Origin of the sequence: Alteromonas sp. BL110 (assembly GCF_003443615.1) — a bacterium.
Lineage (GTDB): Bacteria > Pseudomonadota > Gammaproteobacteria > Enterobacterales > Alteromonadaceae > Alteromonas.
The window spans coordinates 2,095,677-2,121,666 of sequence record NZ_CP031967.1; the positions used below are offsets into that span (position 1 = coordinate 2,095,677).

Sequence of the window (25,990 nt, forward strand, 5' to 3'; positions counted from 1 at the left end):
TTGCTTATGCTAGATACTCAATTAACGTCAAGTTTATCATACAAACTATTTCGGGCCGATCAGGTTAGGGAAAATGAGGGACAAGCCGCCGCGGATTCGGGCTGCGATATGTTCACTTTGATGCAACGAGCCGGCGACGTAGTATTTAAACAATGCTTAGAGCTAATGCCCAATTCAGACGTTTATTTAGTATTAGTGGGCCAAGGTAATAATGCGGGCGACGGCTATATTGCAGCAATAAACGCAAAACTTGCGGGTAAACAAGTGCATTTATGTGCGGTTGAGCCTGAACGTACCCTAGAGGGCGATGCTGGTAAAGCACAGCAGCGTTGGCTTGATGCCGGCGGTAGTATTAATGGGTTTGATGCTGCACTCCTCGAGAAGTCTGACGTAGTGATTGACGCGCTTCTTGGTACAGGTATCAATAGCTATATTCGTAATGAGTTTGCTGATGTTATCGATGCCGTTAACTCATCATCGACCCCCGTGGTGAGCGTGGACGTGCCTTCAGGACTAGATGCTAATACAGGTCAGAGTCTAGGACGCTGTGTTCAGGCTGATATAACGGTGACCTTTGTGGGTATAAAGCCCGGGCTTGTCACAGGTGCGGGCAAACAATCATGTGGTAAGTTAGTGTATGCAGACCTAGGTATAGGTAAAGCCTTCCAAGCATTAGCCAAAGCTAGTGCGACCATGCTGAATATCGAGCACTTTAAGGGGATGGGACCTCGGGAAGTCAATAGTCATAAAGGGACTTACGGGCGACTGTTGTGCATTGGTGGAAACCGAGGTACTGCAGGGGCTATTCGACTTGCCAGCGAAGCGGCGCTTCGAAGTGGCGCGGGTATGGTGCGAGTGTATACCCATGAATCGTCGGTGGTGCAGGTAAGCGCAGGCAGACCTGAACTTATGGTTACCGACTTCAATTTGGAAGATGCATTAGCTTGGGCAACCTGCGTGGTTATTGGCCCAGGCCTTGGGCAAGATAAATGGGCTGAAGAAGCATTTGAAACCACATTAAAGCATTGCCAAAACCAAAATAAGCCTGTGGTTATTGATGCTGATGCGCTTAACCTTTTGTGTCAGCAGTCCACAGCGTACACCTTGTCGGACAGTATCTTAACGCCTCACGCCGGTGAAGCAGCGCGCTTACTGGGTGTTTCTATTGACGATGTAGAAAGTGATCGCTTTAACTATGCTAGACAGTGCTCACAGCGATACCACGCCGTCTGCGTACTTAAAGGAGCGGGCACGCTTATCGACAACGAAAAGAAAACTTGGGTTTGCCGTCACGGTAATCCCGGTATGGCCACGGCAGGAAGTGGTGATGTGCTAAGCGGAATTTTAGGCGCACTGCTTGCGCAAGGTGTAGAAACGGATCTTGCGGCAAAATATGGCGTAGTACTTCATGCAAAGGCAGGTGATGATATTGCCCAACTGTATGGTCAACGTGGTATGATAGCGAGTGATTTGTTCGACGCAGTACGTGCGCTTATCAACCACTAAATAGGTTGGTTTTGCCTTAAACGGGCAGGCATCTACTGTGTTTCTTAGTATTACTGTGGAATATTGTTGATGTCTTACCCGCATACCTCTTTTTTTTCTAATGAAGTAGATGATACCGCTCAGCTTGCCAAGGACTTAGCGCGAGCGGTTTCAAGTCAACTCCCTACCGATACTGTTATTTATCTTGACGGCGACTTAGGGGCAGGGAAAACGACATTTAGCCGTTATTTTATTCAGTCTTTTGGTCATTCAGGTAGCGTTAAAAGTCCAACCTATACATTGGTTGAACCTTATGAGTTGGATAGCGTCAATATTTATCACTTCGACCTGTATCGCTTGGCCGACCCGGAAGAACTAGAGTTCATGGGAATTCGAGATTACTTCGGCTCCGGGGCAATCGCGCTTATTGAATGGTCGGAAAAAGGCGGCGAATACTTGGCATCCCCAGACTTAGTGATTAGTATAAATATTACACCAGCGGGTAGGCAGTTCAATTTGGAAGCGAAAAATGCTCACGGTGCTAAATTGCTTCAGCAATGTAAACGCGTGTAGCGAACATTGAATTGAAAGAGACATTGAACAATTAGCGGCTCCGATGTTTACGAGAGCGGCATGACAATAACATAAAGGCTAATTATGGTGCGCAGTATAGTTTCGGTATTATTCTTGTGTTTCGTGGTGCAGTTTGCATACGGCGCACAAAATAACATCGACGGAGTGAGAATATGGCCGTCGCCGGACAATACACGTGTCGTTTTTGATATGAAGGCTGCGCCAGAATTCACCTACTTTACCCTCAAAAACCCCCTTCGACTGGTTATCGATTTTAAAAATACTAGTGATTCGGCAAAGCTGTCAGGCGTAGAAAATAGCGGTGATTTAATCAAAAAGCTGCGTTACTCAACCCCTAAAAGTAAGTCATCGGCTAGGGTAGTTGTTGAACTTAACAGAAATACAAAACCCTCATTGTTTGCTGTAACACCTAGCGGGTCTCTGGGTCACAGGCTTGTGGTTGACCTACCCGACAGTGCCCGTAGATCATCGTCAACGCAATCGGCCTCGACACCAACAGGTTCTGTGGTGATTGACGATACAAGTAGTGCACGTGATAGAGATATTATCGTTGCCATTGATGCCGGACACGGTGGACACGACCCGGGCTCAGTTGGTCCCGCAGGAACGTACGAAAAGCACATCACGCTTAGTATAGCCAAAAAGCTTGAAAGCAAAATCAACCGGGAACCCGGTATGCGTGCCATAATGACACGCAGCGGTGACTATTATATTTCTCCTAATCGTCGCCCGGAAATTGCCAGAGAGAAAAAAGCCGACTTACTTATCTCCATTCACGCGGATGCGTTTAGTCAACCACAGCCGCGAGGTGGCTCAGTATGGGTACTATCAACACGTAGAGCCGATACTGAACTAGGCCGTTGGTTAGAAAAATCAGAGCGTCACTCTGAACTGTTAGGCGGTGCCGCTGAAGTTATTAATGATAAATCTAGTGAACGGTACCTCACTGAAACCATTTTAGGCTTATCTATGGACCACAGCATGGCGACTAGCCATGACTTAGGAAACAAGGTGGTAGAAGAATTAAAGCAAGTGACCAGCCTACATAAAAGAAAGCCACAAGCTGCCAGCTTCGCAGTGTTAACTGCACCCGATATCCCTTCAATTTTGGTTGAAGTTGGTTTTATTTCTAACCCGCAAGAAGAGAAAAACCTAAACTGGTCTAAACATCGCGAGCGTTTGGCGAACGCTATGTTCAATGCTGCTAAGCGCTACTTCAAGCAAGTACCCCCTGATGGTACACTGTGGGCCAAAGAAAGAGTGAACAACCGAACGCACAAAGTAAGAAGTGGTGAATCGCTTTCATTATTAGCACAACGTTATAATGTGAAAGTAAGCAGTATTAAAGCCGCTAACGATCTTTCAAGCGATGTTGTTCGCGTAGGGCAGGTATTAAATATTCCAAGAACATAAACCGAAGTTTTGTTTTATCGGCTTTTGCCAGTGCGACTACGCGCTTACATATAAAATCATCACGAATTCATATAGTGAATACTATACATTGAATATCATAGGGTAGCCCTTTGCCTATACAGCTTTTATCTCCCCAACTTGCTAACCAAATTGCCGCTGGTGAAGTGGTTGAACGTCCGGCATCTGTCGTGAAAGAGCTGCTAGAAAACAGCCTCGATGCAGGCGCTACCAGAATAGAGGTCGATATTGAAAAAGGCGGCCATAAACGTATTCGTATAAAAGACAACGGTTCAGGCATTGTCAAAAGCGAACTGCAGTTAGCCTTGAGCCGACATGCGACAAGTAAAATTACTACCCTCGATGACTTAGAGCAAATTCTATCCCTTGGTTTTCGCGGCGAAGCGCTAGCTAGTATTAGCTCGGTGAGTAGATTGACTCTGACGTCACGCACTGAATCTCAAGGTGAGGCGTGGCAGGCGTATTGTGAGGGTAGAGAAATGGCGGTAAATATTCAGCCAGCGGCTCATCCAGTGGGAACCACAATTGATGTGGCAGACCTTTTTTATAATACGCCTGCAAGGCGCAAGTTCTTACGCACAGAAAAAACCGAATTTCAGCATATCGAAGACGTTATTAAGCGTATTGCATTAAGTTACCCTAAGGTTTCTTTCGTTTTAAAGCATAATGACAAAGTGATAAAGCGCTTTATCGCAGACAAAGAAGGCAGCTTATCAACGCGGATTGGCGCCGTAGTGGGGCAGAAGTTTGTTCAAAATGCTGTGCACATAAATACGGAGTATGAAGGTCTTCGCATAGACGCATGGCTAGGCAACGAAGCTATGCTGCGCAGCAGCAACGATTGCCAGTTTAGTTTTGTGAACGGTAGAGGCATGCGCGACAAGCTTATTATGCATGCTATCCGGCAAGCGTATGAAAGTGTTTGGGGGGTTATCGAGCAACCGAGCTTTGTAGTGTATTTAGATGTTAACCCTAAAGATGTTGATGTGAATGTGCATCCTGCGAAGCACGAAGTTAGGTTTCAACAAGGCAGACTGGTGCACGACTTTATCTGTAAAACGGTGAGTGATGCATTACACGCCATGACCGACGAGCAGCCCTTGACAGGAATGGGCACAAATCGCGCTGCAGGCTCTGATTTCATGAGTACACAGGTAGAACACGACTACATTAGGCCCCTACAAGAACAAACGCCTGATAACTCACGCGCCCTTAATGAAACCTCTCGTTATCCATCGGGGGCTTATTCGCAAAACGCGACGCAGAGTCACGGCCGATATCCTGGTGATGCTAAACCGTCGTCAGCGGGAAGCTTTGGTGGGGGTGGTGGCGCTAAGCTTTTGCAAGGCAGAGGGCAAAGTCGAGGGCAAAGTCGAGGGCCAGGCGCTGCTTATCAATCTAGCTATAACGCTTTAATGACGCCAAATAGTGACATCACCGATAGTGATAACGGCGCACAGCGCGCTAATACACACGTTAACCTTACTCCATTGTGTAGAATTTACCCACAGGAAGAAAAAATTTACCTTCTTTTTGCAACTAAAGTTGCAAGTATCTGGTTAAGCGAACTATTTTTAAAAGCGGAGCATGGACAACCGCTACTAATGCCGGTAGCCGTTTCTCTTGAAAACGTCGATGAAAAGCTTGTCGAATTATTAAACGCATCGCATTTTGAAATTAATAAAATAGCCGGCAAATACCGCTTGCAGCAGGTGCCTGCCGGAACAAGACATTTACCTTGGCTAAAATGGTTTGAGTCCTTTTTATCCATCAAGGGGGGCGGTGAAGTAGATTCTCTCGAAGGAGCAATGCGATCGCTCGTTTTAAGTGAGCAAGTGTTCGACAATGACGTATCAAATATGCTCTGGTACTGGTTGGATCAGCAAAGCGAAGCGAAACAATGGGAAATTATTGAGCAATTTGCTAAAGTGCGCCCCTTAAATTCAGTGCTAGATATGTGGGGAGAATAACGTGTCCAATGGCATAAATTCTGCATTGCCTGTAATAGCAATTATGGGCCCCACGGCGTCTGGTAAGACTGGTTTAGCGCTAGACATAGCAGCTCAGGTTGATAGTGAAGTAATTAGTGTAGATTCAGCCCTTGTATACAAAGGCATGGATATTGGCACAGCGAAGCCGACGCAGGAAGAGCGAGCGGGGGTGAAGCACCACCTAATTGATATTATTGACCCTGCAGACAGTTATTCAGTGTCGCAATTTGTAAACGATACGAATGGGCTTATCGGCGATATTTTAGCTCGAGGCAAGGTGCCAATTTTGGCTGGAGGTACAATGATGTACTTTAATGCCTTGATAAATGGAATTTCGCCACTACCTAAGTCAGATGAAAAGATACGAGATGATATAACACAGCAGGCACAACGCTTGGGTTGGTCTAAATTACACGATGAACTGCGTGGTGTAGACCCAATCAGTGGTGAGAGAATCCACCCTAATGACCCACAGCGTATTACTCGTGCACTGGAAGTGTATAGAAGTACCGGCAAGACGTTGACATATTGGCAACAACAAGAGGGTGAAAAGTGCCCTTATAACATTGCACAATTTGCCATAGCGCCCGCAGATAGGGCAGTGTTGCACGAACGAATCGCGACACGGTTCGATATGATGCTAGAGCAAGGGTTCGAAAAAGAAGTATTGAAACTCTATGAACGCAGTGATCTACATGAAGAATTACCTTCTATACGTTCGGTAGGGTATCGACAAATGTGGCAGTACCTAGACGGCCAATTGAGTTACGCAGAAATGCGTGAAAGAGGTATTATCGCTACAAGGCAGCTTGCCAAGCGCCAGCTTACGTGGTTACGGGGCTGGGAGCAGGTTTCATGGCTTGACACATTTGCTAACGATAATTTGATTAAAATTACAGCGAAAGTCACACTTTAAATGTTTGAGTGTGGTATACATTAGACGTGCAGTGATAGTGAAATTTCTATCATGAATAATAAAAACTAAGGATATCAAATGGCTAAAGGGCAATCTTTACAAGACCCATTCTTGAACGCTTTGCGTAAGGAACGTATTCCAGTATCAATTTATCTGGTAAACGGTATTAAACTTCAGGGACAGGTTGAATCATTCGACCAGTTCGTTATTTTACTGAAGAACACAGTAAGCCAAATGGTGTATAAGCACGCGATTTCTACTGTTGTTCCAGCACGCGCTATCACTATGCCTAGCGCAGGAGATTCTGAAAATACTAAAGGTGAATAATTTAAAAGGTAACGCGCTTGTTTGACCGTTATGAAGCCGGTGAACAGGCTGTACTTGTTCATGTTAATTTTTCCGACGAGAACAGTAAAGAAGACTTAAGTGAGCTTGAATTACTTGTGTCTTCAGCAGGGGTAAATGCGGTCGAAGTCATCACGACGTCCCGCAGTGCGCCTCATGCCAAGTTTTTTGTCGGATCGGGTAAGGCAGAGGAAATAGCAGCAGCGGTAAAAGCACACGATGCTAACGTTGTTATTTTTAACCACGCGCTTTCTCCTTCTCAGGAGCGTAATTTAGAAGCGGTGTGTAAATGCCGGGTGTTAGATAGAACCGGGCTTATTCTCGATATTTTCGCGCAGCGCGCGCGAACGCACGAGGGTAAGCTTCAGGTTGAACTAGCCCAGTTGAGACATATCTCAACCCGTCTCATCAGAGGATGGACTCACCTTGAGCGTCAAAAAGGTGGTATTGGTCTTCGCGGTCCGGGTGAGACACAGCTAGAAACTGACCGTCGATTGCTTCGTGGTCGTATTAAAGCCATTCTTCGTCGCTTGGAAAAAGTGCAAAAGCAACGCGAGCAGGGTCGTCGCTCGCGCAAACGCGCTGAAATTCCAACGGTATCCTTAGTTGGCTATACGAATGCGGGAAAATCGACGCTATTTAACACCATTACCGACTCACACGTTTACGCTGCTGACCAGTTGTTCGCAACGCTAGATCCTACGTTACGTAAAATCGAGTTAAAAGATGTTGGCCCCGCAATTTTGGCCGATACCGTTGGTTTTATTCGTCATCTTCCCCACGACCTTGTTGCCGCATTTAAAGCAACGCTTCAAGAAACGCAAGAGGCTGATTTACTGCTTCATGTTGTTGACATTGCCGATGCAAAATATCGTGAAACCATGGACGAGGTGAATGATGTACTTGAAGAAATTGAAGCAGATGACATTCAACAATTACTAATCTGTAATAAGATTGATAAACTAGACGACGTTCAGCCGCGTATAGAAAGAAATGACGAGGGCGTGCCCGTTAGAGTGTGGTTGTCTGCACAAACGGGTGAAGGAACGGAATTGTTAAGCCAAGCTTTGACCGAGTGTTTAGCTAAAAGCATGGTGAACTATACGTTGAAGATTCCCCCTGCACAAAGTCAATTGCGCGGCGTGTTGTACGAGCTAAACTGTATTGCAAGTGAAGAATACGACAGTCAGGGAGACTGGGTAGTTGATGTAAGAATGCCCACTGCCGACTGGAACAGGCTTGAAAAACGTCTGGAAAACGGAATATCAGAGTATGTTGTGCGACATTAAGCAGTGCTAGACACTGTATTGAGCATGCAAAATTCAAAAATATAACAGTAATCTATGGAGTATCAGCATGGCTTGGAATGAGCCGGGTGGCAATAATAACGACCCGTGGAAGAATCGCGGTGGGAAAGAGCAAGGTCCCCCAGATTTGGACGATGTTTTTAAGAACTTATTTGGTAAGTTTGGAAAGTCAGGTGGCAACGGTGGTGGCTCGGGCAAAAGCCTAGGCGGCATTGGTGCTGGTATTCTAGTAGGTTTACTGGTCGTGATCTGGTTCATTAGTGGTTTTTATACCATTCGTGAAGCTGAGCGCGGTGTAGTACTTCGCTTTGGTGAGTATCACCAGCAAGTAGAGCCAGGTCTTCGCTGGGCGCCTACGTTCATTGATTCTGTTATTCCTGTTGATGTTCAGTCAATACGCGATCAGTCATCATCAGGCTCTATGCTTACTGAAGATGAGAACGTAGTGAGCGTTCAAATGGAAATGCAATTTCGCGTTGTTGATCCATACCGTTGGACGTTCGCCGTTGAAAGCCCTGAGCAAAGCTTAAGTCAGTCTCTTGATAGTGCTATCCGATATGTTGTAGGTCATTCTAAGATGGATGACGTGTTGACTGACGGTCGTGAAGTAACTCGTCAGCGAGTATGGGAAGAGCTACAAGCTATTATCGAACCATATAACATGGGTGTGTCTATCATTGATATGAACTTCCGTGATGCCCGTCCACCTGAGCAAGTTAAAGATGCATTTGATGATGCTATTGCTGCTCAGGAAGATGAACAGCGTTTCATTCGTGAAGCAGAGGCTTATGCAAGAGAAATTGAGCCTCGTGCACGTGGTCAAGTAAACCGTATGAACGAAGAAGCTCAAGCCTACAAAGAGCGTGTGACGTTAGAAGCGCAAGGTGAAGTGGCTCGCTTTGAAGAGTTACTTCCTCAATATGAACGCGCACCTAAGGTTACTCGCGAACGTATTTATCTTGAAACTATGGAAGAGGTACTTAGCAGTACCAGTAAAATCATGGTTGATAGCAAAGGTGGCAACAACATGATGTATCTTCCGCTTGATAAAATCATGGAACGCCAGCAATCTACGAACAATAAAAATACGCGCAACACGCTAGAAGGCTTACAAGCACCAGTAACCGATGCTAACGGCCGCAGCCGCAACAGTTCGCCAAGTTCAGGCTTGCGCGGCGATAGCTACAGAGAGGGGAGATAAGCACAATGAAGAATTTGTTAATTGCAGTATTTGTTCTTCTTGTATTGCTTGCATCAGGCTCACTGTTTGCAGTTAAAGAAGGCGAGCGCGCCATTGTTATTCAGTTCGGTAAAGTACAAAGAGACGACGCGACTGGCGACACAAAAGTGTTCGAACCGGGTCTTCACTTTAAACTTCCGTTTATTGATTCAGTACGTGTGCTCGATGCTCGTATTCAAACGTTAGATGGTTCACCAGACCGCTTTGTAACAAGCGAGAAGAAAGACCTTATCGTAGACTCTTATGTAAAATGGCGCATTGACGACTTTGCCCGTTACTACTTATCAACAGGCGGTAACAAGCTTCAAGCAGAAGCACTACTTAAGCAAAAAGTAAACAACGGTCTACGTTCAGAGTTTGGTACACGTACTATTGCGCAAATCGTTTCTGGCGAGCGTTCAGCACTAATGAATCAAGCGATGGAGCAGGCATCTACGTCATCAGATGAGCTGGGTATTGAAATTGTTGACGTACGCGTTAAGCAGATCAATTTGCCGACTGAAGTTAGTAACTCTATCTTCCAACGTATGCGCGCAGAGCGAGCGGCAGTTGCTCGTGAGCATCGCTCAGAAGGTCAGGAACAAGCTGAAGTAATTAAAGCTAACATTGACGCTAAAGTTACCGTAATGCTGGCTGATGCCGAGCGTAATGCTCGTCAGTTGCGCGGTGAAGGTGATGCAATTGCAGCGCAAATTTACGCTGACGCTTACTCCAAGAATGCAGATTTCTACAGCTTCTTACGTAGTATGGATGCGTATAAAGCGAGCTTTAACAGTAAGCAAGACGTTATGGTTATTGCCCCTGATAGTGACTTCTTTAAGTACATGAATCAGTCTAACGGCAATTAAAAACTAGATGTTTTTGTAAATATGAAGGCCAGTCTTTTAGACTGGCTTTTTTACGTTCATTCTAAAAGTAACCTGCTGAATTAATAAGATTATTTCTATAAAATACGAAGCTAATTTCGCTAAGTGTACAGCCAGTTTACCTCTCATTTTCCCTATCCACTGCCAAATTTTCACTAAATCGGGTAAAATACCGCCTGAATATTATTAAAACACGCCACTTATTAAGTACAAAGTTAGCGCCGTCCCAGCGTTAACTTTGATGTAGTAGGCGTAAATAAACGACAGAGGGAAGATTTTGACAACGGAAAATAAAAATACAGCGTCTGCCGATCATAACGGCGGACAAGGTGGGTTATTCTCGCGATTTCTCGCTACAGTGGAATGGTTAGGAAATCTACTTCCGCACCCAGTAACATTATTTGCGCTGCTTTCACTTTTCATAGTGGTACTAAGTGGCATATTAGGGTACTTCGATCTAGCTGTTGCTGACCCTCGCCCTGTCGGTGCTAAGGGCCGTGAAGAAGACGGCATGATTGAAGTCATATCCTTGATGAGTGCTGAAGGCTTACAGCGAATAGTGACTGGGCTTGTCACTAACTTCACCGGGTTTGCGCCACTTGGCACCGTGCTTGTTGCCCTTCTTGGTGTATCGGTAGCGGAACATTCGGGCCTCTTGTCGGCAGCAATGCGCGCATTGGTTATGAACGCCTCAAAACGCGCTGTAACCTTTGCTATTGTTTTTGCCGGCATTATTTCAAACACTGCCTCTGAGCTCGGCTACGTGGTACTTATTCCACTGGCAGCAATGATTTTCCACTCCCTAGGACGCCACCCGCTAGCCGGTCTTGCTGCGGCCTTTGCTGGTGTTTCTGCAGGTTATAGTGCAAACCTATTGTTAGGTACGGTGGACCCCCTGTTGTCTGGCATAACAGAAGCAGCAGCGCATATGATTGACCCTGACTACATGGTAGGGCCAGAAGTGAACTGGTACTTTATGTTTATCAGTACTTTTGTGGTAGCCACTATGGGGGCGCTAGTTACCGAAAAAGTGGTAGAGCCAAGACTAGGTAAGTTTGATCCATCTGAGGCATCAATTGACCTAGGCAAACAATCTATGGATGCACCTACAGACTTAGAAAAGAAAGGTCTGCGTTGGGCAGGAATATCTTTTGTTGTGGTTTGCGCAATACTTGCGTTAACAGTAGTTCCTGAAAACGGTATTTTGCGCCACCCTGAAACGGGTGAAGTGGCGGGCTCCCCGTTCCTTAAAGGCATCGTTGCTTTTATCTTCATCACCTTTGCTATTCCGGGTTTTGTGTACGGCAAAGTAACCAAGTCGATGAAAAACGACAAAGATGTCATTGATGCTATGGCGAAGAGTATGGGAGCCATGGGGCTTTACATAACGTTAGTATTTTTCGCCGCGCAGTTTGTTGCTTTCTTTAAATGGACTAATTTAGGCACTGTGCTAGCCGTTAAAGGCGCAGCTCTTTTGCAAGCTGCTGGATTAGACGGCCCAGCCGTCTTCATCCTATTCATATTGATGTGTGGTGTGGTTAACTTATCGTTAGGTAGTGCATCTGCGCAGTGGGCGGTAACAGCGCCTATTTTCGTACCTATGCTTATGCTAATTGGTTACGCGCCAGAAGTTATTCAGGCGGCTTATCGTATCGGTGATTCAGTAACTAACGTCATAGCACCTATGATGAGCTACTTTGGGCTTATCCTTGCTATGGCAGCTAGATACAAGAAAGACTTGGGAATGGGCACGCTCATCGCAATGATGTTGCCTTACTCTATGGTCTTTATAGTAGGCTGGACTATTTTATTCTACATCTGGGTATTTTTACTTGGCATGCCGGTAGGGCCCGGGCGCAGCGACTTACTATCAGCCTTAAATAGATAGCTTTACGCGCTGCCACACGCTTTATGCGGCAGCAAACTAAAAAAGCGGTATGTGTTTTTGAATATTATTTTTAAACATATGCCGCTTTTTTAATGCCTAAAATCTATTAGTGCAATCGTAGTTTTTTGGCGTTATCGCAGATCATAATCTAAGGTAATTCAGTATAATACGGATATAGCGCAGTACTTCTCGGACTATAAATACATGAAATACAAATCAAACAAAGGCTTTACCCACGGGCAACCAGATAAAATTGGTGTACTTGTAACGAATCTGGGGACGCCAGAAGCGCCAACTAAACAGGCACTACGCCCATATTTGAAAGAATTTCTGTCAGACCCTCGCGTGGTGGAAGTACCTAAAGCGATTTGGTGGTTTGTATTAAACGGCGTCATTCTAAACTTTCGCCCTAAGCGCTCGGCAGAGGCTTACTCTACCGTGTGGACCGAAGAGGGTTCACCGCTAATGGCAATTACGAAAGCGCAAGCATCAGCGATTGCAGAACGTTGTAAAGCGCAATACGGCGATGATGTTATTGTGGACTTTGCGATGCGCTACGGTAAACCCGCTATAAGCGATACTATCGATACCATGTTAGCAAAAGGCGTACGCAAGCTTGTGGTACTTCCACTATATCCCCAATATAGCGCGTCAACAACGGGCTCTACCTTTGATGCTATAGCAAAAGACTTTACGTCGCGCCGCTGGCTTCCCGAGCTTCGTTTCGTGAATCACTACCACGACCGCGACAACTTTATCACCGCCCTTGCCAATAAGGTGAAAGCGCATTGGGAAGTTCATGGACGTGCTGACAAACTTATTTTGTCTTATCACGGTATACCAAAGCGCTACTTGATGAATGGCGACCCTTATCACTGTGAATGCCATAAAACCTCACGTTTGCTTGCCGAAAAGCTTGGGCTGTCACACGACGAGTACATGACAACTTTTCAGTCTCGTTTTGGTCGTGAGGAGTGGTTAACACCGTATACAGATGAAACATTGAAATCATTACCTGGAAAAGGCGTTAAATCGATTCAGGTTATGTGCCCTGGTTTTTCAGCCGATTGCTTAGAAACCATTGAAGAAATTGGTGAAGAGAATCGCGAATACTTTATGGAAGCAGGCGGCGAGCGTTATGAATATATAGCTGCGTTAAACAGTGATGAAGAACACATTGACGTGTTGTTTAACATAGTGCAAGAAAACCTACATGGCTGGACGGTAGAATCTGACAATGGTTTGCGTGCAGGGTTGGCTAGAGCATTAGGCGCAGAACGTTAATTCGTAGCGACGCATAAATTGATTGTGAGGAGTGGGAGTGAGGAACTCGCGCTTCTCGCGCCCAAGGAAAGAAAAGGAGAGCACGACGTGGACGTAAAAGCACCAAAAGCACTACTTAAAGCGCAGAGACTTGCGAACTTGTTGGATACTGCTGTTAAGCTCCCTTTTTTCCCCATAAAAATAGGTTTGGACTCAATCGTGGGCCTTATTCCCGGTGCTGGTGACGCCATTATGTTATTTGTTTCTTTGCGTATTGTTTGGCTAGGAAAAAGTTTGGGTATGCCCAAAGCGCTTGTTGCTCAAATGGTGAAGAATTCTGCTATCGACTTCGGACTAGGCTTTATTCCTTTTGTTGGTGACATTGTGGATGTGTTTTACAAAGCCAACCAAAAAAATGTTCGTATTATGGAGCGTTGGTGGGTAAGTGAAAACAAAGGCAATGTTGATGCAGCTACACAGGAAAAGCTCGCTCAATGGGAAAAAGAAAACCTCTAAGTATCAGTAAGAATTTGCACAAAAGTCATTTCTTTAAATCACGTTTTCGAACGGGAAACCTACGCTGATTTCCCAACAACATACCCTATAGCTGGTTTAAAGGTACTAGAAAAGATATTCATTGGCAGTAGCGAGTATCGAAGGTAAGTTAAACACGTCATAAAAAATTACCAATCGTTTTTTATGCTGAAGTCGTAGCAAACAGTCACAATCCATCGAAATACCTCTTTACAAGGAGCGTGCAGTAAATGAAAGCGTCCGACTTATTTGTCAAAGCATTAGAGGCTGAAGGCGTTGAATATGTCTTTGGTATCCCTGGTGAAGAAAACCTCGACTTACTTGAATCGTTGCGAGATTCTTCCATAAAACTGGTGCTGACTCGCCATGAACAGGGCGCAGGTTTTATGGCTGCCACCTATGGCAGGCTTACGGGAAAAGTAGGGGTTTGTCTATCAACCTTAGGGCCCGGCGCCACTAATCTAGTGACTCCTGCGGCCTACGCTCAGTTAGGTGCTATGCCTATGCTGATGATCACGGGGCAAAAGCCGATAAAAACCAGCAAGCAAGGTCGTTTCCAAGTCATCGATATCGTCGACATGATGCGACCCATCACCAAATTTACCAATCAGGTTGTCAGTGGAGACAGAATTCCTTCAACGGTTCGAGAAGCTTTCCGTCTTGCTGCGGAAGAGCGCCCTGGCGCGGTACATATTGAGTTACCCGAAGATATAGCAGCAGAGCAAACTAATGCACAGATATTAACGCCAAGCAGTACGCGAAGACCGATAGCTGAATACAAAGCGATTGCTTCGGCGATTACGATGATTGAAGAAGCTCAGTCACCGCTATTATTGATTGGCGCAGGGGCGAATAGAAAGCTGACCGCCAAAATGCTCAGGGAGTTCGTTGATAAAACCTGTATCCCCTTTGTAACTACACAAATGGGTAAGGGCGTGCTTAATGAAAGCGATCCCCGCTTTGCCGGTAATACGGCATTATCTGATGGCGACTTTGTGCACCGAGCGATAGAACGGGCTGACCTTATCATTAATGTGGGTCATGATGTGGTAGAGAAACCGCCGTTTTTTATGCATCACAACGACAAAAAAGTTATTCACGTTAACTTCGATTCAGCAGCCGTCGACCCCGTCTACTTTCCCCAACTAGAGGTAGTGGGTGATATTGCTAACAGCATTTGGCAAATTAAAGAGGGCATTACACCTCAAGACGCTTGGAAGTTAGATTTTTATAAAGATGTGCATCAGGCTTATGTAGAGCACCGTGCTGTAGCGGAAGATGATAATCGCTTTCCTATTTTACCCGAGAGATTGGTTAGGGATATACGCAAGGTCATGCCAGATAACGGCATTGTTACCCTAGATAACGGCATTTATAAAATTTGGTTTGCTCGAAACTATCCGGCTTTTCACCCAAACACCCTGCTCTTAGATAATGCACTAGCGTCGATGGGGGCAGGTTTACCCTCTGCTATTGCGGCTAAATTAGTTAAACCAGAGGCGCCAGTACTCAGTGTTTGTGGCGATGGTGGTTTTATGATGAACAGCCAAGAAATTGAGACCGCTGTCAGGCTTAAACTAGACCTGGTGGTGATCATCTTGCGCGACGACGCGTACGGAATGATTAAGTGGAAGCAAGCTAACATGGAATTTGATGAGTTTGGCTTGGACTATGGCAACCCGAATTTTGTTAAGTATGCACAAAGCTATGGTGCCCAAGGTTGGCGTGTGGACGATACAGACGTACTTATTCACATGGTTGATAAGTGTTTAAACACAAAAGGTGTGCACATTATCGATTGTCCTGTTGATTACAGCATGAATGACGAAACATTAAACCACACTATTAAAGAGCTGAGTGCCAAGCTTTAAAACACCGAAATGAAAAGGTAAGGAGTTAGAAAATGTTGAAGGAAAGCTATCCCTACTATTTAGCTAGTGAACCCGACTACGCGAACACCGACCTAGAGGTTACGAATAAATATACCGGCGATGTAGCGACCAAGGTTGCTATGGCTGATGCTAACACCATCGATAAAGCGATAGCTGCAGCAGAGAAAGCTCAGCCGGCCATGGCCGCGATGGCACCCTTCGAAAGACAAGCAGTGTTAGAGCATTGTGTTAAACGCTTCACTGAGCGCGCAGATGAGCTCGCACAAGCTTTGTGTATTGAGGCTGGAAAACCAATCAAAGACGCAAAAGGTGAAGTTACTCGATTAATCGATACCTTTAAGATTGCCGCAGAGGAATCGGTTCGTATTAATGGTGAAACAGTAAATCTAGAAATATCAGCACGGGCAAAAGGTTATCAAGGTATGACCAAAAAGGTCCCAATTGGTCCGTGTTCGTTTATATCACCGTTTAACTTTCCGCTAAATTTGGCTGCCCATAAAGTGGCACCTGCCATCGCAGCGGGGTGTACATTTGTGCTTAAACCGGCCTCGCGCACTCCTATTGGTGCGCTTATTATCGGCGAAGTATTGGCAGAAACAGACTTACCCAAAGGGGCGTTTTCCATTCTGCCTTGTAGCCGCGATGGCGCAGATCTATTTACCACAGACGAAAGGCTTAAGTTGCTAAGCTTCACGGGGTCTCCGGATGTGGGTTGGGCGCTTAAAGCAAAGGCAGGTAAAAAGCCAGTTGTGCTGGAGCTAGGCGGTAATGCAGCCTGCGTAATTGATGAAGATGCTGACATCGAAGACGCTATCGACCGCGTGATTGTTGGGGCTTACTATCAGTCTGGTCAAAGCTGTATCAGTGTCCAACGCTTATTAGTGCATAGCAAAATATACGATGAATTTAAGTCGCGCTATGTAGAAAAAGTAGAAGCATTGGTGTCTGGTGACCCTTCAAACGAAGATACTTTCATCGGCCCCATGATTTCTGAGGGTGAGGCTGAACGCTTGCACGGTTGGATTACAGAGGCCAAAGAAAAGGGCGCAACTATCTTATGTGGCGGTACTCGCGAAGGCGCAATGCTTGAAGCTACGGTTATGGAAAACGTTCCTAAAGACTGCGATGCCAGTGCCGAAGAAGCGTTTGGACCACTATCTATATTAGTGCCTTTCGACAACTATGACGATGCACTTAAAGAGGTAAACAACAGCCGGTATGGACTCCAAGCGGGTGTGTTTACACGCGATATTTACAAAGCGCATAAAGCGTGGGACGTATTAGAAGTGGGCGGCGTTGTCATTGGCGATGTGCCTAGCTGGCGGGTGGATAACATGCCTTATGGCGGCGTTAAAGATTCAGGGCTAGGTCGTGAAGGTATTCGCTACGCGATAGAGGATATGTCTGAAACCCGACTTATGGTTATTCGAACGCCCCAGTAAGTTATTAGCGCTTTGTTTCCTCAGCACTTGTTTACTGAGTGTTTTTCATTGAATGCTTTTCACCGAGTATAGGGTGGGGGAGCGATGTCAAAGACAGTGAACATACATCAATTATGTCGTGTTTACTTAACGAGCTAGTTATCAAAAGTAAAAGGGCATGCTAAACCGAGCATGCCCTTTTTTATTATTTGTATTTTTTTATCAATGTGTATTTAGTTCTGAGTATTGCCACGGCTCTTGTCAGTGGAAGGTATTCTTCTCACCTCATTGCTCTTACTCATTCCTGCTTCTTACACATCTTTTAGTTTTTGTCAGCCGCATACTCTTCTAACAAAGAAAGCGAAATAATATCTAGCGCTTTTTCATGGGTAGCTTCCAATCTTACTTTTGGTGCAACACCGGCTTCGTAAGCTTCTAACCAACGAGCAGCACACAGACACCATCGGTCGCCATCAAGAAGACCGGGAAAAGACATGCTAGGCCAAGGGGTGATTAAATCGTTACCCTGTCGCAAGGAAAATTGTAGAAACTCATCGCTCACCACAGCACACACACTGTGATTGCCCACGTCAGCATCAGGTACATAGCAAAAACCTTCACGGGTAAACCCCGTATTCCCACAGCACAGCTGTAGCGGTCGACCGTATACATTTTTTTCGTTTGCCAAAATCAGAACCCTCTTTCACGACGTATATTCTTATAATGTGTCTTTATCTACGTGCCTATTTAGAAATATAAAGGTGTACATCTTAAATGCTCACCTTAATGTATTCACCTTATGACCCTCAGTGATCGGGGTCAATAGAAAAGCACTAGTGTCGTTACGTTTAAAGGTAAAAAATCGTGCTCGATAAAAGTAAAAAAACCGGGGAAACTAACTTTTCTGAAGAAGAAATTTCGCGCTTTGACTCACTCGCAGAGTCATGGTGGGACCCCAACGGCAAATATAAAACAGCCCTTGAGTTTAATCGAGCGCGCTTAGATGTCATTAAAGCGCAAATAGAAAATCATTTCGGTAAAGGTAACCTCCCACCCGATTACTCATCTTTATCTATCGTTGATATAGGTAGCGGCGGTGGGCTTATCAGCGAGCCTTTGGCTAAACTAGGGGCGAACGTAACGGGCATTGATGCAAGTGCGGTAAGTGTAGAAGTGGCAAAACACCATGCTGAAAAAAGTGGTGTATCGGTAACTTATAAACACATGTTGTCCAGTGAACTAGTTAAAGAAGCGCGGCAATATGACATTGTTATAAACGCTGAAGTGGTAGAGCATGTGCCTGATCAGCAACAGTTAATTGATGAATGTGCTAGTTTAGTCAAACCGGGTGGAATGCTAATTCTCGCCACCTTAAATCGTACGGTTAAAAGCTATGTGATTGCCATTGTTGGGGCTGAATACGTAATGCGCTATTTGCCCGTGGGAACCCATGATTGGCAAAAATTTGTAAAGCCCGGTGAACTGGAAAAATGGGTTGGTGGAGACTTTACGTTGGAGCATCAGATAGGTATGAAGCTAAACCCATTTAAGGGAAAGTGGCTAACTACTTCAAGTCTCGCTGTAAACTTTATCCAAACATATTCCAAGAATAACTAGACCATTATAAATATTAGTTATCTGCCATATACTGTATGTAAATGGTATGGGAAAACATACTGGAAAAAAACACTATCTTATTGAATTTATACACTAACGGCGTTTGCTTATGCAGATTAATATACGCCCTTCTTCACAGCCATCATTAAAGTTTCAAAATCAAGCTTGATCTTTACACTGTGTTTACATAATCATAACAAAGGTCTGACCACAGACCGTAACGTGATAATTATGAGGCACACACACGATGAGAATATCCAAAAATAATAGAGCAAGGAACGCTCTCATTGTCACTCTGCTTGCCATAACAGCAAGTGTTAGTTCATTAGTTGGAGGGGCAGGACAAGCCTTCGCTGGAACATACGCAAAAACTGAACACCCAATAGTATTAGTCCATGGCCTTTTCGGCTTTGAAGATATACTTTTTGTCGATTACTTCTATAAGGTTCCGCATAAACTCAGCCGCAATGGCGCTGTGGTATACATTGCTGAAGTTTCACCAGCAAATTCCACAGAAGTGCGTGGCGAGCAGTTGCTTGAGTATATCGACGAAGTACTCGCCCTATCAGGTGCTGACAAAGTAAATCTTATTGGGCACAGCCACGGTGGCCCTACCGCGCGTTATGCCGCAAGTGTTGCGCCAGACAAAGTTGCCTCGGTAAGTTCTGTTGCCGGTGTTAATTGGGGCAGCAAAGTCGCAGATGAATTACGTGATGCATTCGCTGAGGGCTCAGTGGGCGAGGGCGCTGCAGGCGTTGTGGTTAACGCATTTGCCAATATTATTGAAATTGCGTCTGGATCAGACCCACGTGACAAGCCCACCGACTCAATCGCTGCGCTTGATTCTCTGTCAACTGCAGGCTCAGTGGCTTTCAATCAAAAATACCCCGAAGGCATGCCTACCGCTTATTGTCGCAACGACGGTAAAATGTTAGCTGAAAATGGCGTGTATTATTTTTCTTGGAGTGGCGGTAGGACTTATACCAACCCTCTCGACGTCATTGACCCTTTCCTTGCTATTACAGGTACTGCGTTCAAAGAGCCGAACGACGGTCTAGTATCTACCTGTAGTTCCCATTTAGGTAAGGTGCTTAAAGACAACTATAAAATGAACCACATGGATGAGGTGAACCAGAGTTTTGGCATAACCCATTGGTTTGAAACCGACCCGGTAGATGTGTTTGTTCGTCAGGCTAACCGCCTTAAGAGATTGGGTTTGTAGTGACGAAAGATAAAGTACGCTATGCGTATCCAATACTCACAGGGCTAGTTGCTCTGTTGGTATTGGGTACTATTGTTTATATTCAACTTGCATCTGACAACAAAAAAATTGATGCAGGGTCTTCCGCCGAATACTCAGAACTTAGCAGGCAAATAGAAAACAGCGAAATTGAACTGGGTGAGAATGCAACAACGCATAAAGAGGCAGGCGCAAGACATCATTTTAAAAGCGGAGCAAGAAGTGCAAATAAAAGCCTTGTTTCCTTCAAACTCGACTACACAACCAAAGACGCTTTCGACCGCTTTATATTTGCGCGTACGACAGAAGACCCACAAACTGTTAAGTTAGCCTATAACACCTACGTTGGCACCGTATTTACACTAACTACCCAAGCGCGGGCCTCTGACTTATTTACTCGTTATGTCGATTATAAAGTGGCGCTTTCTTCCATTGAGGTAGAGGTTGACCTAGCTAGTCATAGCTTGCAGGATGTGTCTTACAAGCTTGATGAGCGCGAAGGGATAAGACGCACGTACTTCAATGACACCGAATACCATTATCTATTTAGCCAAGAAGCGCAGGTAGATGAGGCCGCACTGGAGCGCTTGCGTGTGGCTCAAGAAAGCACGCTACCCAGAGAAGAAAGAAAAGTGTTAATCGTCGCTTCTATCAAGGCGGGTAATGAAGCCGAACGCAAAGCTTTTCAGCCAACGCTTAATATGCATCGCATAAACGAGATAAAACGCAGTTATAGCAATACTACGGACCGTTATAACGCTGTGGCGGCAGAGTTTGGTAGTACCGTGGCAGAGCGCTTCGCGAAAACCTGGGAAAAGCAGGCCCAATGGGAAAGCAAAGTTGCCGACTATGAGACGTTTCGCGAAAGCCTTTCGAAACAGGCGCTTTCGTCGAGCGAGGCAGAGGACGCCCTGCGCGAATATCAGCTTGCACGCTTTACCGATAATGAAATCAAACGCCTTAAGGTGATAACCAGCTTATAAGTAGTGATTAGCTAGCAAGGTAGGCGTTTCAAGCTAAGTATTGTCTTTCGACAGCGAAATGTACCACAGAGGTATAACCATAAAAGTACTGAATAGTTCTATGCATAGGCAGAGTGATTTGAAAGCGGTTTGTGCAGTTACTAATCTAGAACGAACCCTATATTTAACAATCTGTCATAAGGTCTGTGGCAATCATTATGAAAATCTACGAAACGAAAACCGCGCCTAACCCACGCCGAGTACGCATGTTTTTAGCCGAAAAGGGCATTGATGTTGATTACGTTCAGGTCAACATTCAAAAAGGCGAAAACTTAAGTGCAGAAATGCGCGCTAAAAATCCGTTAGGGAAAATACCCATCCTAGAGCTTGATGACGGCACATGTATTGCCGAAACAGACGCCATCTGTACGTACTTTGAAGCATTGCAGCCCGACCCACCGTTAATGGGTGCAACGCCCGTTGAAAAAGCGACAATATCCATGTGGCAGCGCCAAGTTGAGTTTGCATTTATGATGCAAATTGGCATGTGTTTTCAGCACACCACAGGTTACTTTAAAGACCGTATGACGCCGGTACCTGAATATGGCAGGGAAGCGGGTATTAACGCGTCTAAATATCTCAACATTTTAGAACGACGACTTGGGGTTAAAGAGTTCATTGCTGGCGATACATTTTCTATCGCCGATATAACCGCATTGTGTGCTATGGATTTTGCCCGGGTAGTAAAAATTCGCATGACCGACGACCACGTGAATTTAGCGCGCTGGTATGAAGCAGTAAGTAACCGAGGGAGTGCAAAAGCCTAATGATAGATTTATACACAGCAGCCACACCGAATGGTTGGAAAGCGTCGGTAGCGCTTGAGGAAATGGGGCTTGAGTACACCGTACATGCGGTGAACTTAATGAAAGGCGAACAAAAAACACCTGAGTTTCTGGCAATGAACCCCAATGGACGCATACCTGTTATTGTGGATAAAGAAGCCGACGGTCACGTTGTTTTCGAGTCGGGGGCTATCATGGTTTATCTGGCAGACAAGACAGGTATGTTTCTACCAAGTGACGCTAAGCGCAAAAGCCAAGTTATGCAATGGGTTATGTTTCAGATGGGCGGCATTGGCCCTATGATGGGACAAGCCAATGTGTTCCATCGTTATCTAGAAGAAAAAATTCCGGTAGCGATAGCGCGTTATCAAAATGAAGTGCGACGTTTATTTACCGTACTAGATGACAGGCTAGAAAATCGCGAATATTTGGTAGACGACTACAGTATTGCCGATATGGCCAACTGGTGCTGGGTGCGTACTTATGAATGGTCAGGTGTAAGTATTGAAGGACTAGACAATCTTATTCGCTGGAAAAACAGTATCGAGGCAAGGCCTGCCGCACGGCGAGGCGTTGAAGTGCCTAATAAGATTGATAAAGAGGCATTACTTAAAGGCGCCAAAAACGTGGTTACTAAATAGCGGTTGAAGCAGCGCTTGCTGCTTCACTGAACGGTTTAGTTGCCCGAAGAGTCAGAATGGACAAACGTGTCAATAGCTTTGATATGCTCAGGGCCTATGCCGCAGCAGCCACCGATAATACTGGCACCCGCCGCTATCCATGATTGAGCGTAATCCGCATAGCGCTCTGGCGTTATATCGTCACGCAGCTCTGATAAAAGGGCGTTAGCTTCATGCTGACGCTTCCTTTCTGAGAAGCTATTGGCGTATGCACCAGTAGTAATGCTTTCATTCAACTGTCGCGTAATTGCCAGTGCACTTTCCATTTCTTCAGGCTGTGAACAATTAAAAAGTACGCTTTCAACATGCTCCAGCAAAGGCGCGATTTTTTCTAGCGGCTCGCCTGAGCGAAGAGTCACAGGCTCGTTGGATGACGCTCTATTTTGCAAAGAAAATGACAGCCAAATGGGATGAGAAGAGATTGTTTTTATTAGCGAAACTACAGCTTCAGCTTCTTCGATGGAGCACGCTGTTTCAATAAGCCAAACATCCACAAAAGGTGCTTGTGCTTTAATCAGTGGTGTTAAAATTTCGGCCACACGTTCTGCATCGAACAAATCTGGGCGGTACGAGCCAAAAGCAGGTGGGACACAGCCCGCGACGGACGAGTTATTGCTTTTACCTCTCCGCTGGCTAGCGACTGCTTCCCTTGCTAGTTTAGCCGCTGACTCGGCCAGCGAAAATGCTCGTTCGTTAAAGGCGGTTTCTCCAATATGAAATGGAACAAGGGCATAGGCATTTGTAGTAATAACAGTGGCACCAGCATTTAAAAAGTGGGTATGGACCTTACGCACTAGTTCAGGGGTTTGCATTAATGCCAGTGCGGACCATTCCGGCTGTTTAAAAGGCGCGCCAATCTTTTCAAGTTCACGACCCATACCACCGTCTAAAATATGAATCACTTTGCTACTTACTGTCATGAAAACCTTAACTGCACATCTGAATAGTTAAAAATAGTTAGCCTGAAGCGCCAAGTTTGCACTTCCAATCGATTGTGCTTTTACGCCCACGTGACCGGGGCTAATTTGAGCAGGAGTAATACCTCGCATATCCAAGTCTTTTAGCGCACTTTGGGTAGCTTTAACTAATAACTCTTTTATGTTGCTAGGTATGGCGCCGTCAATAATTACGCCGTCTAAGTCCAAAAGGCTCATAGCGCACTGTGAAGCCAACGCCAGCCCTTTGGCTGTCTCACTCACCCAATTTTTCACAAGTGATTCATTACACTTCCAGTAAGAGGGTGACTCATAAATGTGCTTGGCATCTTCACCCGCTTTTTCCAACTCTCTTTCCAATAGATAAAGCGAAGATTGTGTTATTAACTGGCGCTGCTGATTTTGGCTAAAAAAAGGTAGTGAGCCAATAGCACCAGCATTACCTGATTTGCCATTGATAAGCTGGTTGTTAAGTACCAGGCCGCCACCTAAAAACGTACCAACAAAAATGTACAAAAAGCTATCGTATTGCTTCGGATTACCGAAGGACATTTCCGCACTGCACGCTGCTCCGGCATCATTTTTAATAAAAACGGGTAGCTTTATTAAGCTTTCAAGCGCGGTTTGGGGGTCGAACTCTTTCCACTCTTCTAACTCTTTTTTCGGCGCCCCTGCTTCCTCTGCCCAGCTCCAAATTTCAAAAGGCATGGCTACGCCTAACCCTCTAACCAGGTTTTGCTGCGCTGCATCTAAATTTTTAGTTAAAACATTGAATGCACGCTCGGCAAAGTTAAGTAAATTGCTTACTGTGGGGTAGGCGAATTTTTCGTGAAGTGTTGCTTTAACATTGCCTTTTAAGTCGAGTAAAGTCATATCAAAACTACGGCGACCAACTTTAAGGCCAATGCTGAATGCCCCGTTAGCGTTCAAACCGAAAGGTACCTTAGGCTGGCCGACGCCACCTTTAATAGGCGTTAAGCGCTTAACTAAGCCATCGGTTTCTAACTTCTTGATAATGACAGTTGCAGACTGCGCCGACAGCCCAGTCAATTGTGCAATTTCAGCTTTAGGTAATGCAATGCGTTGCCGAATTAAGGTTAAGATCGCGCGCTCGTTCGCTGAGCGATTATCAACTAACTCTGGTGCGTTTTGTGAAGGCAGGTGAAATGCCGATTCAATATTCAAAGTAATTACTATCTACCGTTAAAAGTGAAGTGAGTTTAACAAAACCAATCCGCATAGATAATGCCCACTTCTGTTCAATAATGTCTATAGTTTCTAATGCAATAACTACACATCCTACAATTCTTTGAAAAAAATATAAATCAATTAGGTTGATTTAATGGTTTTGTTCGTCAATACTATGCCCCAATTAATTAACGATTCGTTAACCTTGCGCATTGTGCGCACAAGGTAAACGTCCTTTATTTACATTTTTTTGAGCGAGGCTGGTATGAAAATTTTGTGTTTAGGTGAAGTGCTTATTGATATGTTAAGCCAAGGTGCAGCCCCCAAAGATGGCAACATACCAGCCATGAAGCCTTTCCAACCTTACGCTGGTGGCGCGCCTGCTAATGTGGCAGTTGCTGTTGCCCAACTGGGTGGCGAGAGCGCAATGGTGTCTAAAGTCGGTGACGATACGTTTGGGGCGTTTCTTAAAGAAATGCTTGAACACTATAAAGTGAACACTGACTTTGTGTGGACGACTCAAGAAGGCAATACGGCGCTGGCGTTTGTAAATTTAGATGAAGACGGCGAGCGTTCGTTCGACTTCTACGTAGATAATGCCGCGCATAAGCACATTTCAGAACAAGATTTGTCGACGATTGATTGCGACAAAAATACAGTACTTCACTTCTGCTCGGGTTCAATTTCTGGCCCTGAACTTATTCCCGGCACTGAGTTTATTTTAAACAAGGCGAAGGAGAACGGAATGATGGTGTGTTTAGACATTAACTATCGCCCAGCGTTTTGGGATGATACTGCTAATGCACCAGCGCGTATTGATGAGGCGGCAAAGAAAGTCTCTGTATTGAAGGCAAGTCGCGAGGAACTTGCAGAGCTTTACGGCGAAGAAAATGCCGATGCAAAAGTACAACAGTGGCTTGATAGTGGGGTTAAGGTTGTATTGGTAACCGACGGTGGTGAGCCAATTCACTATATTACTAAGGCGTTCAGCGGCACATTGGCGTCGCCAAAGATGGACGTAAAAGATACCACTGCCGCCGGTGATTCATTTATCGGTGGGTTCCTATATTTCCTTTCGACCAAAGTTAAGAACGCCGATGAGTTCGATGCATGGGCGGATAACTTTGAAAATGTAAGCGAAGCCACTGAGTTTGCTATTCGTTGCGGTGCTTACACGGTTACGCAATACGGCGCATTCAGCGCGCTACCTACGCAGGAAAATATCGCTAAATAGGAAGCATTAAAAAAACGTTTTAAAAAATGTGTAGCAGGCAATAAAAAAGGGTTCATATGAACCCTTTTGTGCATTAAAAAAACACTTTTGCCATTTAAAAGTCACGCGAGCAACCT

The 25,990-nt window shown here is 45.2% G+C and carries 22 protein-coding genes and 1 pseudogene; 20 read left to right on the top strand and 3 right to left on the bottom strand.

Annotation, left to right across the window (positions count from 1 at the left end):
• Positions 1-6 precede the first annotated feature (6 nt).
• The 14 genes and pseudogenes from D1814_RS09190 (at position 7) to D1814_RS09255 (ending at position 17,194) form a co-directional block, all read left to right on the top strand.
• Positions 7-1,506 (top strand): NAD(P)H-hydrate dehydratase, encoded by a 1,500-nt coding sequence (locus D1814_RS09190; protein ID WP_118491592.1) that lies wholly within the window; start codon positions 7-9, stop codon positions 1,504-1,506.
• Between the two features lie 69 nt (positions 1,507-1,575).
• A complete protein-coding gene (tsaE, locus tag D1814_RS09195) occupies positions 1,576-2,058 on the top strand; it encodes a tRNA (adenosine(37)-N6)-threonylcarbamoyltransferase complex ATPase subunit type 1 TsaE (protein WP_118491594.1) in 483 nt (160 codons plus the stop codon).
• Positions 2,059-2,142: 84 nt separating this feature from the next.
• Entirely contained in the window at positions 2,143-3,492 is a 1,350-nt protein-coding gene (locus tag D1814_RS09200; RefSeq protein ID WP_118491596.1) for an N-acetylmuramoyl-L-alanine amidase, read from the top strand.
• A gap of 110 nt (positions 3,493-3,602) precedes the next feature.
• On the top strand, positions 3,603-5,480 hold the full coding sequence (gene mutL / locus D1814_RS09205; RefSeq protein ID WP_118491598.1) for a DNA mismatch repair endonuclease MutL: 1,878 nt from the start codon (positions 3,603-3,605) through the stop codon (positions 5,478-5,480).
• A 43-nt stretch (positions 5,481-5,523) separates the two neighbouring features.
• Positions 5,524-6,417 (top strand): tRNA (adenosine(37)-N6)-dimethylallyltransferase MiaA, encoded by an 894-nt coding sequence (gene miaA / locus D1814_RS09210; RefSeq protein ID WP_220667656.1) that lies wholly within the window; start codon positions 5,524-5,526, stop codon positions 6,415-6,417.
• 78 nt (positions 6,418-6,495) lie between these two features.
• A complete protein-coding gene (gene hfq, locus D1814_RS09215; RefSeq protein ID WP_014951092.1) occupies positions 6,496-6,744 on the top strand; it encodes an RNA chaperone Hfq in 249 nt (82 codons plus the stop codon).
• 17 nt (positions 6,745-6,761) lie between these two features.
• The gene (gene hflX, locus D1814_RS09220) at positions 6,762-8,051 is read left to right on the top strand and encodes a ribosome rescue GTPase HflX (protein WP_118491602.1); all 1,290 of its coding nucleotides are present in this window, start codon (positions 6,762-6,764) and stop codon (positions 8,049-8,051) included.
• A gap of 67 nt (positions 8,052-8,118) precedes the next feature.
• Positions 8,119-9,270, top strand: coding sequence for an FtsH protease activity modulator HflK (gene hflK / locus D1814_RS09225; RefSeq protein ID WP_118491604.1), 1,152 nt, complete (start codon positions 8,119-8,121; stop codon positions 9,268-9,270).
• A gap of 5 nt (positions 9,271-9,275) precedes the next feature.
• A complete protein-coding gene (gene hflC / locus D1814_RS09230) occupies positions 9,276-10,157 on the top strand; it encodes a protease modulator HflC (protein WP_118491606.1) in 882 nt (293 codons plus the stop codon).
• A 295-nt stretch (positions 10,158-10,452) separates the two neighbouring features.
• Positions 10,453-12,055: pseudogene (locus tag D1814_RS09235) on the top strand (AbgT family transporter).
• Between the two features lie 212 nt (positions 12,056-12,267).
• A complete protein-coding gene (hemH, locus tag D1814_RS09240; protein ID WP_118491610.1) occupies positions 12,268-13,347 on the top strand; it encodes a ferrochelatase in 1,080 nt (359 codons plus the stop codon).
• An 87-nt stretch (positions 13,348-13,434) separates the two neighbouring features.
• Positions 13,435-13,842, top strand: a complete 408-nt coding sequence (locus D1814_RS09245; protein ID WP_118491612.1) for a DUF4112 domain-containing protein — start codon at positions 13,435-13,437, stop codon at positions 13,840-13,842.
• A gap of 248 nt (positions 13,843-14,090) precedes the next feature.
• Positions 14,091-15,731, top strand: a complete 1,641-nt coding sequence (locus D1814_RS09250; RefSeq protein ID WP_118491614.1) for an acetolactate synthase large subunit — start codon at positions 14,091-14,093, stop codon at positions 15,729-15,731.
• 32 nt (positions 15,732-15,763) lie between these two features.
• Positions 15,764-17,194 (top strand): aldehyde dehydrogenase family protein, encoded by a 1,431-nt coding sequence (locus D1814_RS09255; RefSeq protein ID WP_118491616.1) that lies wholly within the window; start codon positions 15,764-15,766, stop codon positions 17,192-17,194.
• A gap of 301 nt (positions 17,195-17,495) precedes the next feature.
• On the opposite strand, the gene D1814_RS09260 is transcribed toward D1814_RS09255, so the two are convergent.
• Entirely contained in the window at positions 17,496-17,861 is a 366-nt protein-coding gene (locus D1814_RS09260; protein ID WP_118491618.1) for a DUF2237 family protein, read from the bottom strand.
• 176 nt (positions 17,862-18,037) lie between these two features.
• Here D1814_RS09260 and ubiG point away from each other — a divergent pair, with 176 nt between their 5' ends.
• From ubiG to D1814_RS09285, 5 genes are all read left to right on the top strand, one after another.
• Entirely contained in the window at positions 18,038-18,790 is a 753-nt protein-coding gene (gene ubiG / locus D1814_RS09265) for a bifunctional 2-polyprenyl-6-hydroxyphenol methylase/3-demethylubiquinol 3-O-methyltransferase UbiG (RefSeq protein ID WP_118491620.1), read from the top strand.
• A 247-nt stretch (positions 18,791-19,037) separates the two neighbouring features.
• A complete protein-coding gene (locus tag D1814_RS09270; RefSeq protein ID WP_205422073.1) occupies positions 19,038-20,012 on the top strand; it encodes an esterase/lipase family protein in 975 nt (324 codons plus the stop codon).
• On the top strand, positions 20,012-21,013 hold the full coding sequence (locus D1814_RS09275; RefSeq protein WP_118491622.1) for a lipase secretion chaperone: 1,002 nt from the start codon (positions 20,012-20,014) through the stop codon (positions 21,011-21,013). The genes D1814_RS09270 and D1814_RS09275 overlap by 1 nt, the downstream gene beginning before the upstream one ends.
• A gap of 197 nt (positions 21,014-21,210) precedes the next feature.
• Positions 21,211-21,819 (top strand): glutathione S-transferase family protein, encoded by a 609-nt coding sequence (locus tag D1814_RS09280; protein ID WP_118491624.1) that lies wholly within the window; start codon positions 21,211-21,213, stop codon positions 21,817-21,819.
• On the top strand, positions 21,819-22,478 hold the full coding sequence (locus D1814_RS09285; RefSeq protein WP_118491626.1) for a glutathione S-transferase family protein: 660 nt from the start codon (positions 21,819-21,821) through the stop codon (positions 22,476-22,478). The genes D1814_RS09280 and D1814_RS09285 overlap by 1 nt, the downstream gene beginning before the upstream one ends.
• Before the next feature lie 35 nt (positions 22,479-22,513).
• Here D1814_RS09285 and D1814_RS09290 read toward each other — a convergent pair whose 3' ends face one another.
• Positions 22,514-23,437: a homocysteine S-methyltransferase family protein gene (locus D1814_RS09290; RefSeq protein WP_118491628.1), complete on the bottom strand. Its 924-nt coding sequence runs from the start codon at positions 23,435-23,437 to the stop codon at positions 22,514-22,516.
• A gap of 27 nt (positions 23,438-23,464) precedes the next feature.
• Positions 23,465-24,637 (bottom strand): ROK family transcriptional regulator, encoded by a 1,173-nt coding sequence (locus D1814_RS09295; protein ID WP_118491630.1) that lies wholly within the window; start codon positions 24,635-24,637, stop codon positions 23,465-23,467.
• 268 nt (positions 24,638-24,905) lie between these two features.
• Here D1814_RS09295 and D1814_RS09300 point away from each other — a divergent pair, with 268 nt between their 5' ends.
• Positions 24,906-25,874 (top strand): carbohydrate kinase family protein, encoded by a 969-nt coding sequence (locus tag D1814_RS09300; RefSeq protein WP_118495358.1) that lies wholly within the window; start codon positions 24,906-24,908, stop codon positions 25,872-25,874.
• The last annotated feature ends 116 nt before the right edge of the window (positions 25,875-25,990 follow it).

Bases quoted from the DNA above. Each gene is read 5' to 3' on its own strand.
- D1814_RS09190 (WP_118491592.1), top strand. From the start codon at position 7: ATGCTAGATACTCAATTAACGTCAAGTTTATCATACAAACTATTTCGG.
- tsaE (WP_118491594.1), top strand. From the start codon at position 1,576: ATGTCTTACCCGCATACCTCTTTTTTTTCTAATGAAGTAGATGATACC.
- D1814_RS09200 (WP_118491596.1), top strand. From the start codon at position 2,143: ATGGTGCGCAGTATAGTTTCGGTATTATTCTTGTGTTTCGTGGTGCAG.
- miaA (WP_220667656.1), top strand. From the start codon at position 5,524: ATGGGCCCCACGGCGTCTGGTAAGACTGGTTTAGCGCTAGACATAGCA.
- hfq (WP_014951092.1), top strand. From the start codon at position 6,496: ATGGCTAAAGGGCAATCTTTACAAGACCCATTCTTGAACGCTTTGCGT.
- hflK (WP_118491604.1), top strand. From the start codon at position 8,119: ATGGCTTGGAATGAGCCGGGTGGCAATAATAACGACCCGTGGAAGAAT.
- hflC (WP_118491606.1), top strand. From the start codon at position 9,276: ATGAAGAATTTGTTAATTGCAGTATTTGTTCTTCTTGTATTGCTTGCA.
- hemH (WP_118491610.1), top strand. From the start codon at position 12,268: ATGAAATACAAATCAAACAAAGGCTTTACCCACGGGCAACCAGATAAA.
- D1814_RS09250 (WP_118491614.1), top strand. From the start codon at position 14,091: ATGAAAGCGTCCGACTTATTTGTCAAAGCATTAGAGGCTGAAGGCGTT.
- D1814_RS09255 (WP_118491616.1), top strand. From the start codon at position 15,764: ATGTTGAAGGAAAGCTATCCCTACTATTTAGCTAGTGAACCCGACTAC.
- D1814_RS09270 (WP_205422073.1), top strand. From the start codon at position 19,038: ATGAGAATATCCAAAAATAATAGAGCAAGGAACGCTCTCATTGTCACT.
- D1814_RS09280 (WP_118491624.1), top strand. From the start codon at position 21,211: ATGAAAATCTACGAAACGAAAACCGCGCCTAACCCACGCCGAGTACGC.
- D1814_RS09285 (WP_118491626.1), top strand. From the start codon at position 21,819: ATGATAGATTTATACACAGCAGCCACACCGAATGGTTGGAAAGCGTCG.
- D1814_RS09290 (WP_118491628.1), bottom strand. From the start codon at position 23,437: ATGACAGTAAGTAGCAAAGTGATTCATATTTTAGACGGTGGTATGGGT.
- D1814_RS09300 (WP_118495358.1), top strand. From the start codon at position 24,906: ATGAAAATTTTGTGTTTAGGTGAAGTGCTTATTGATATGTTAAGCCAA.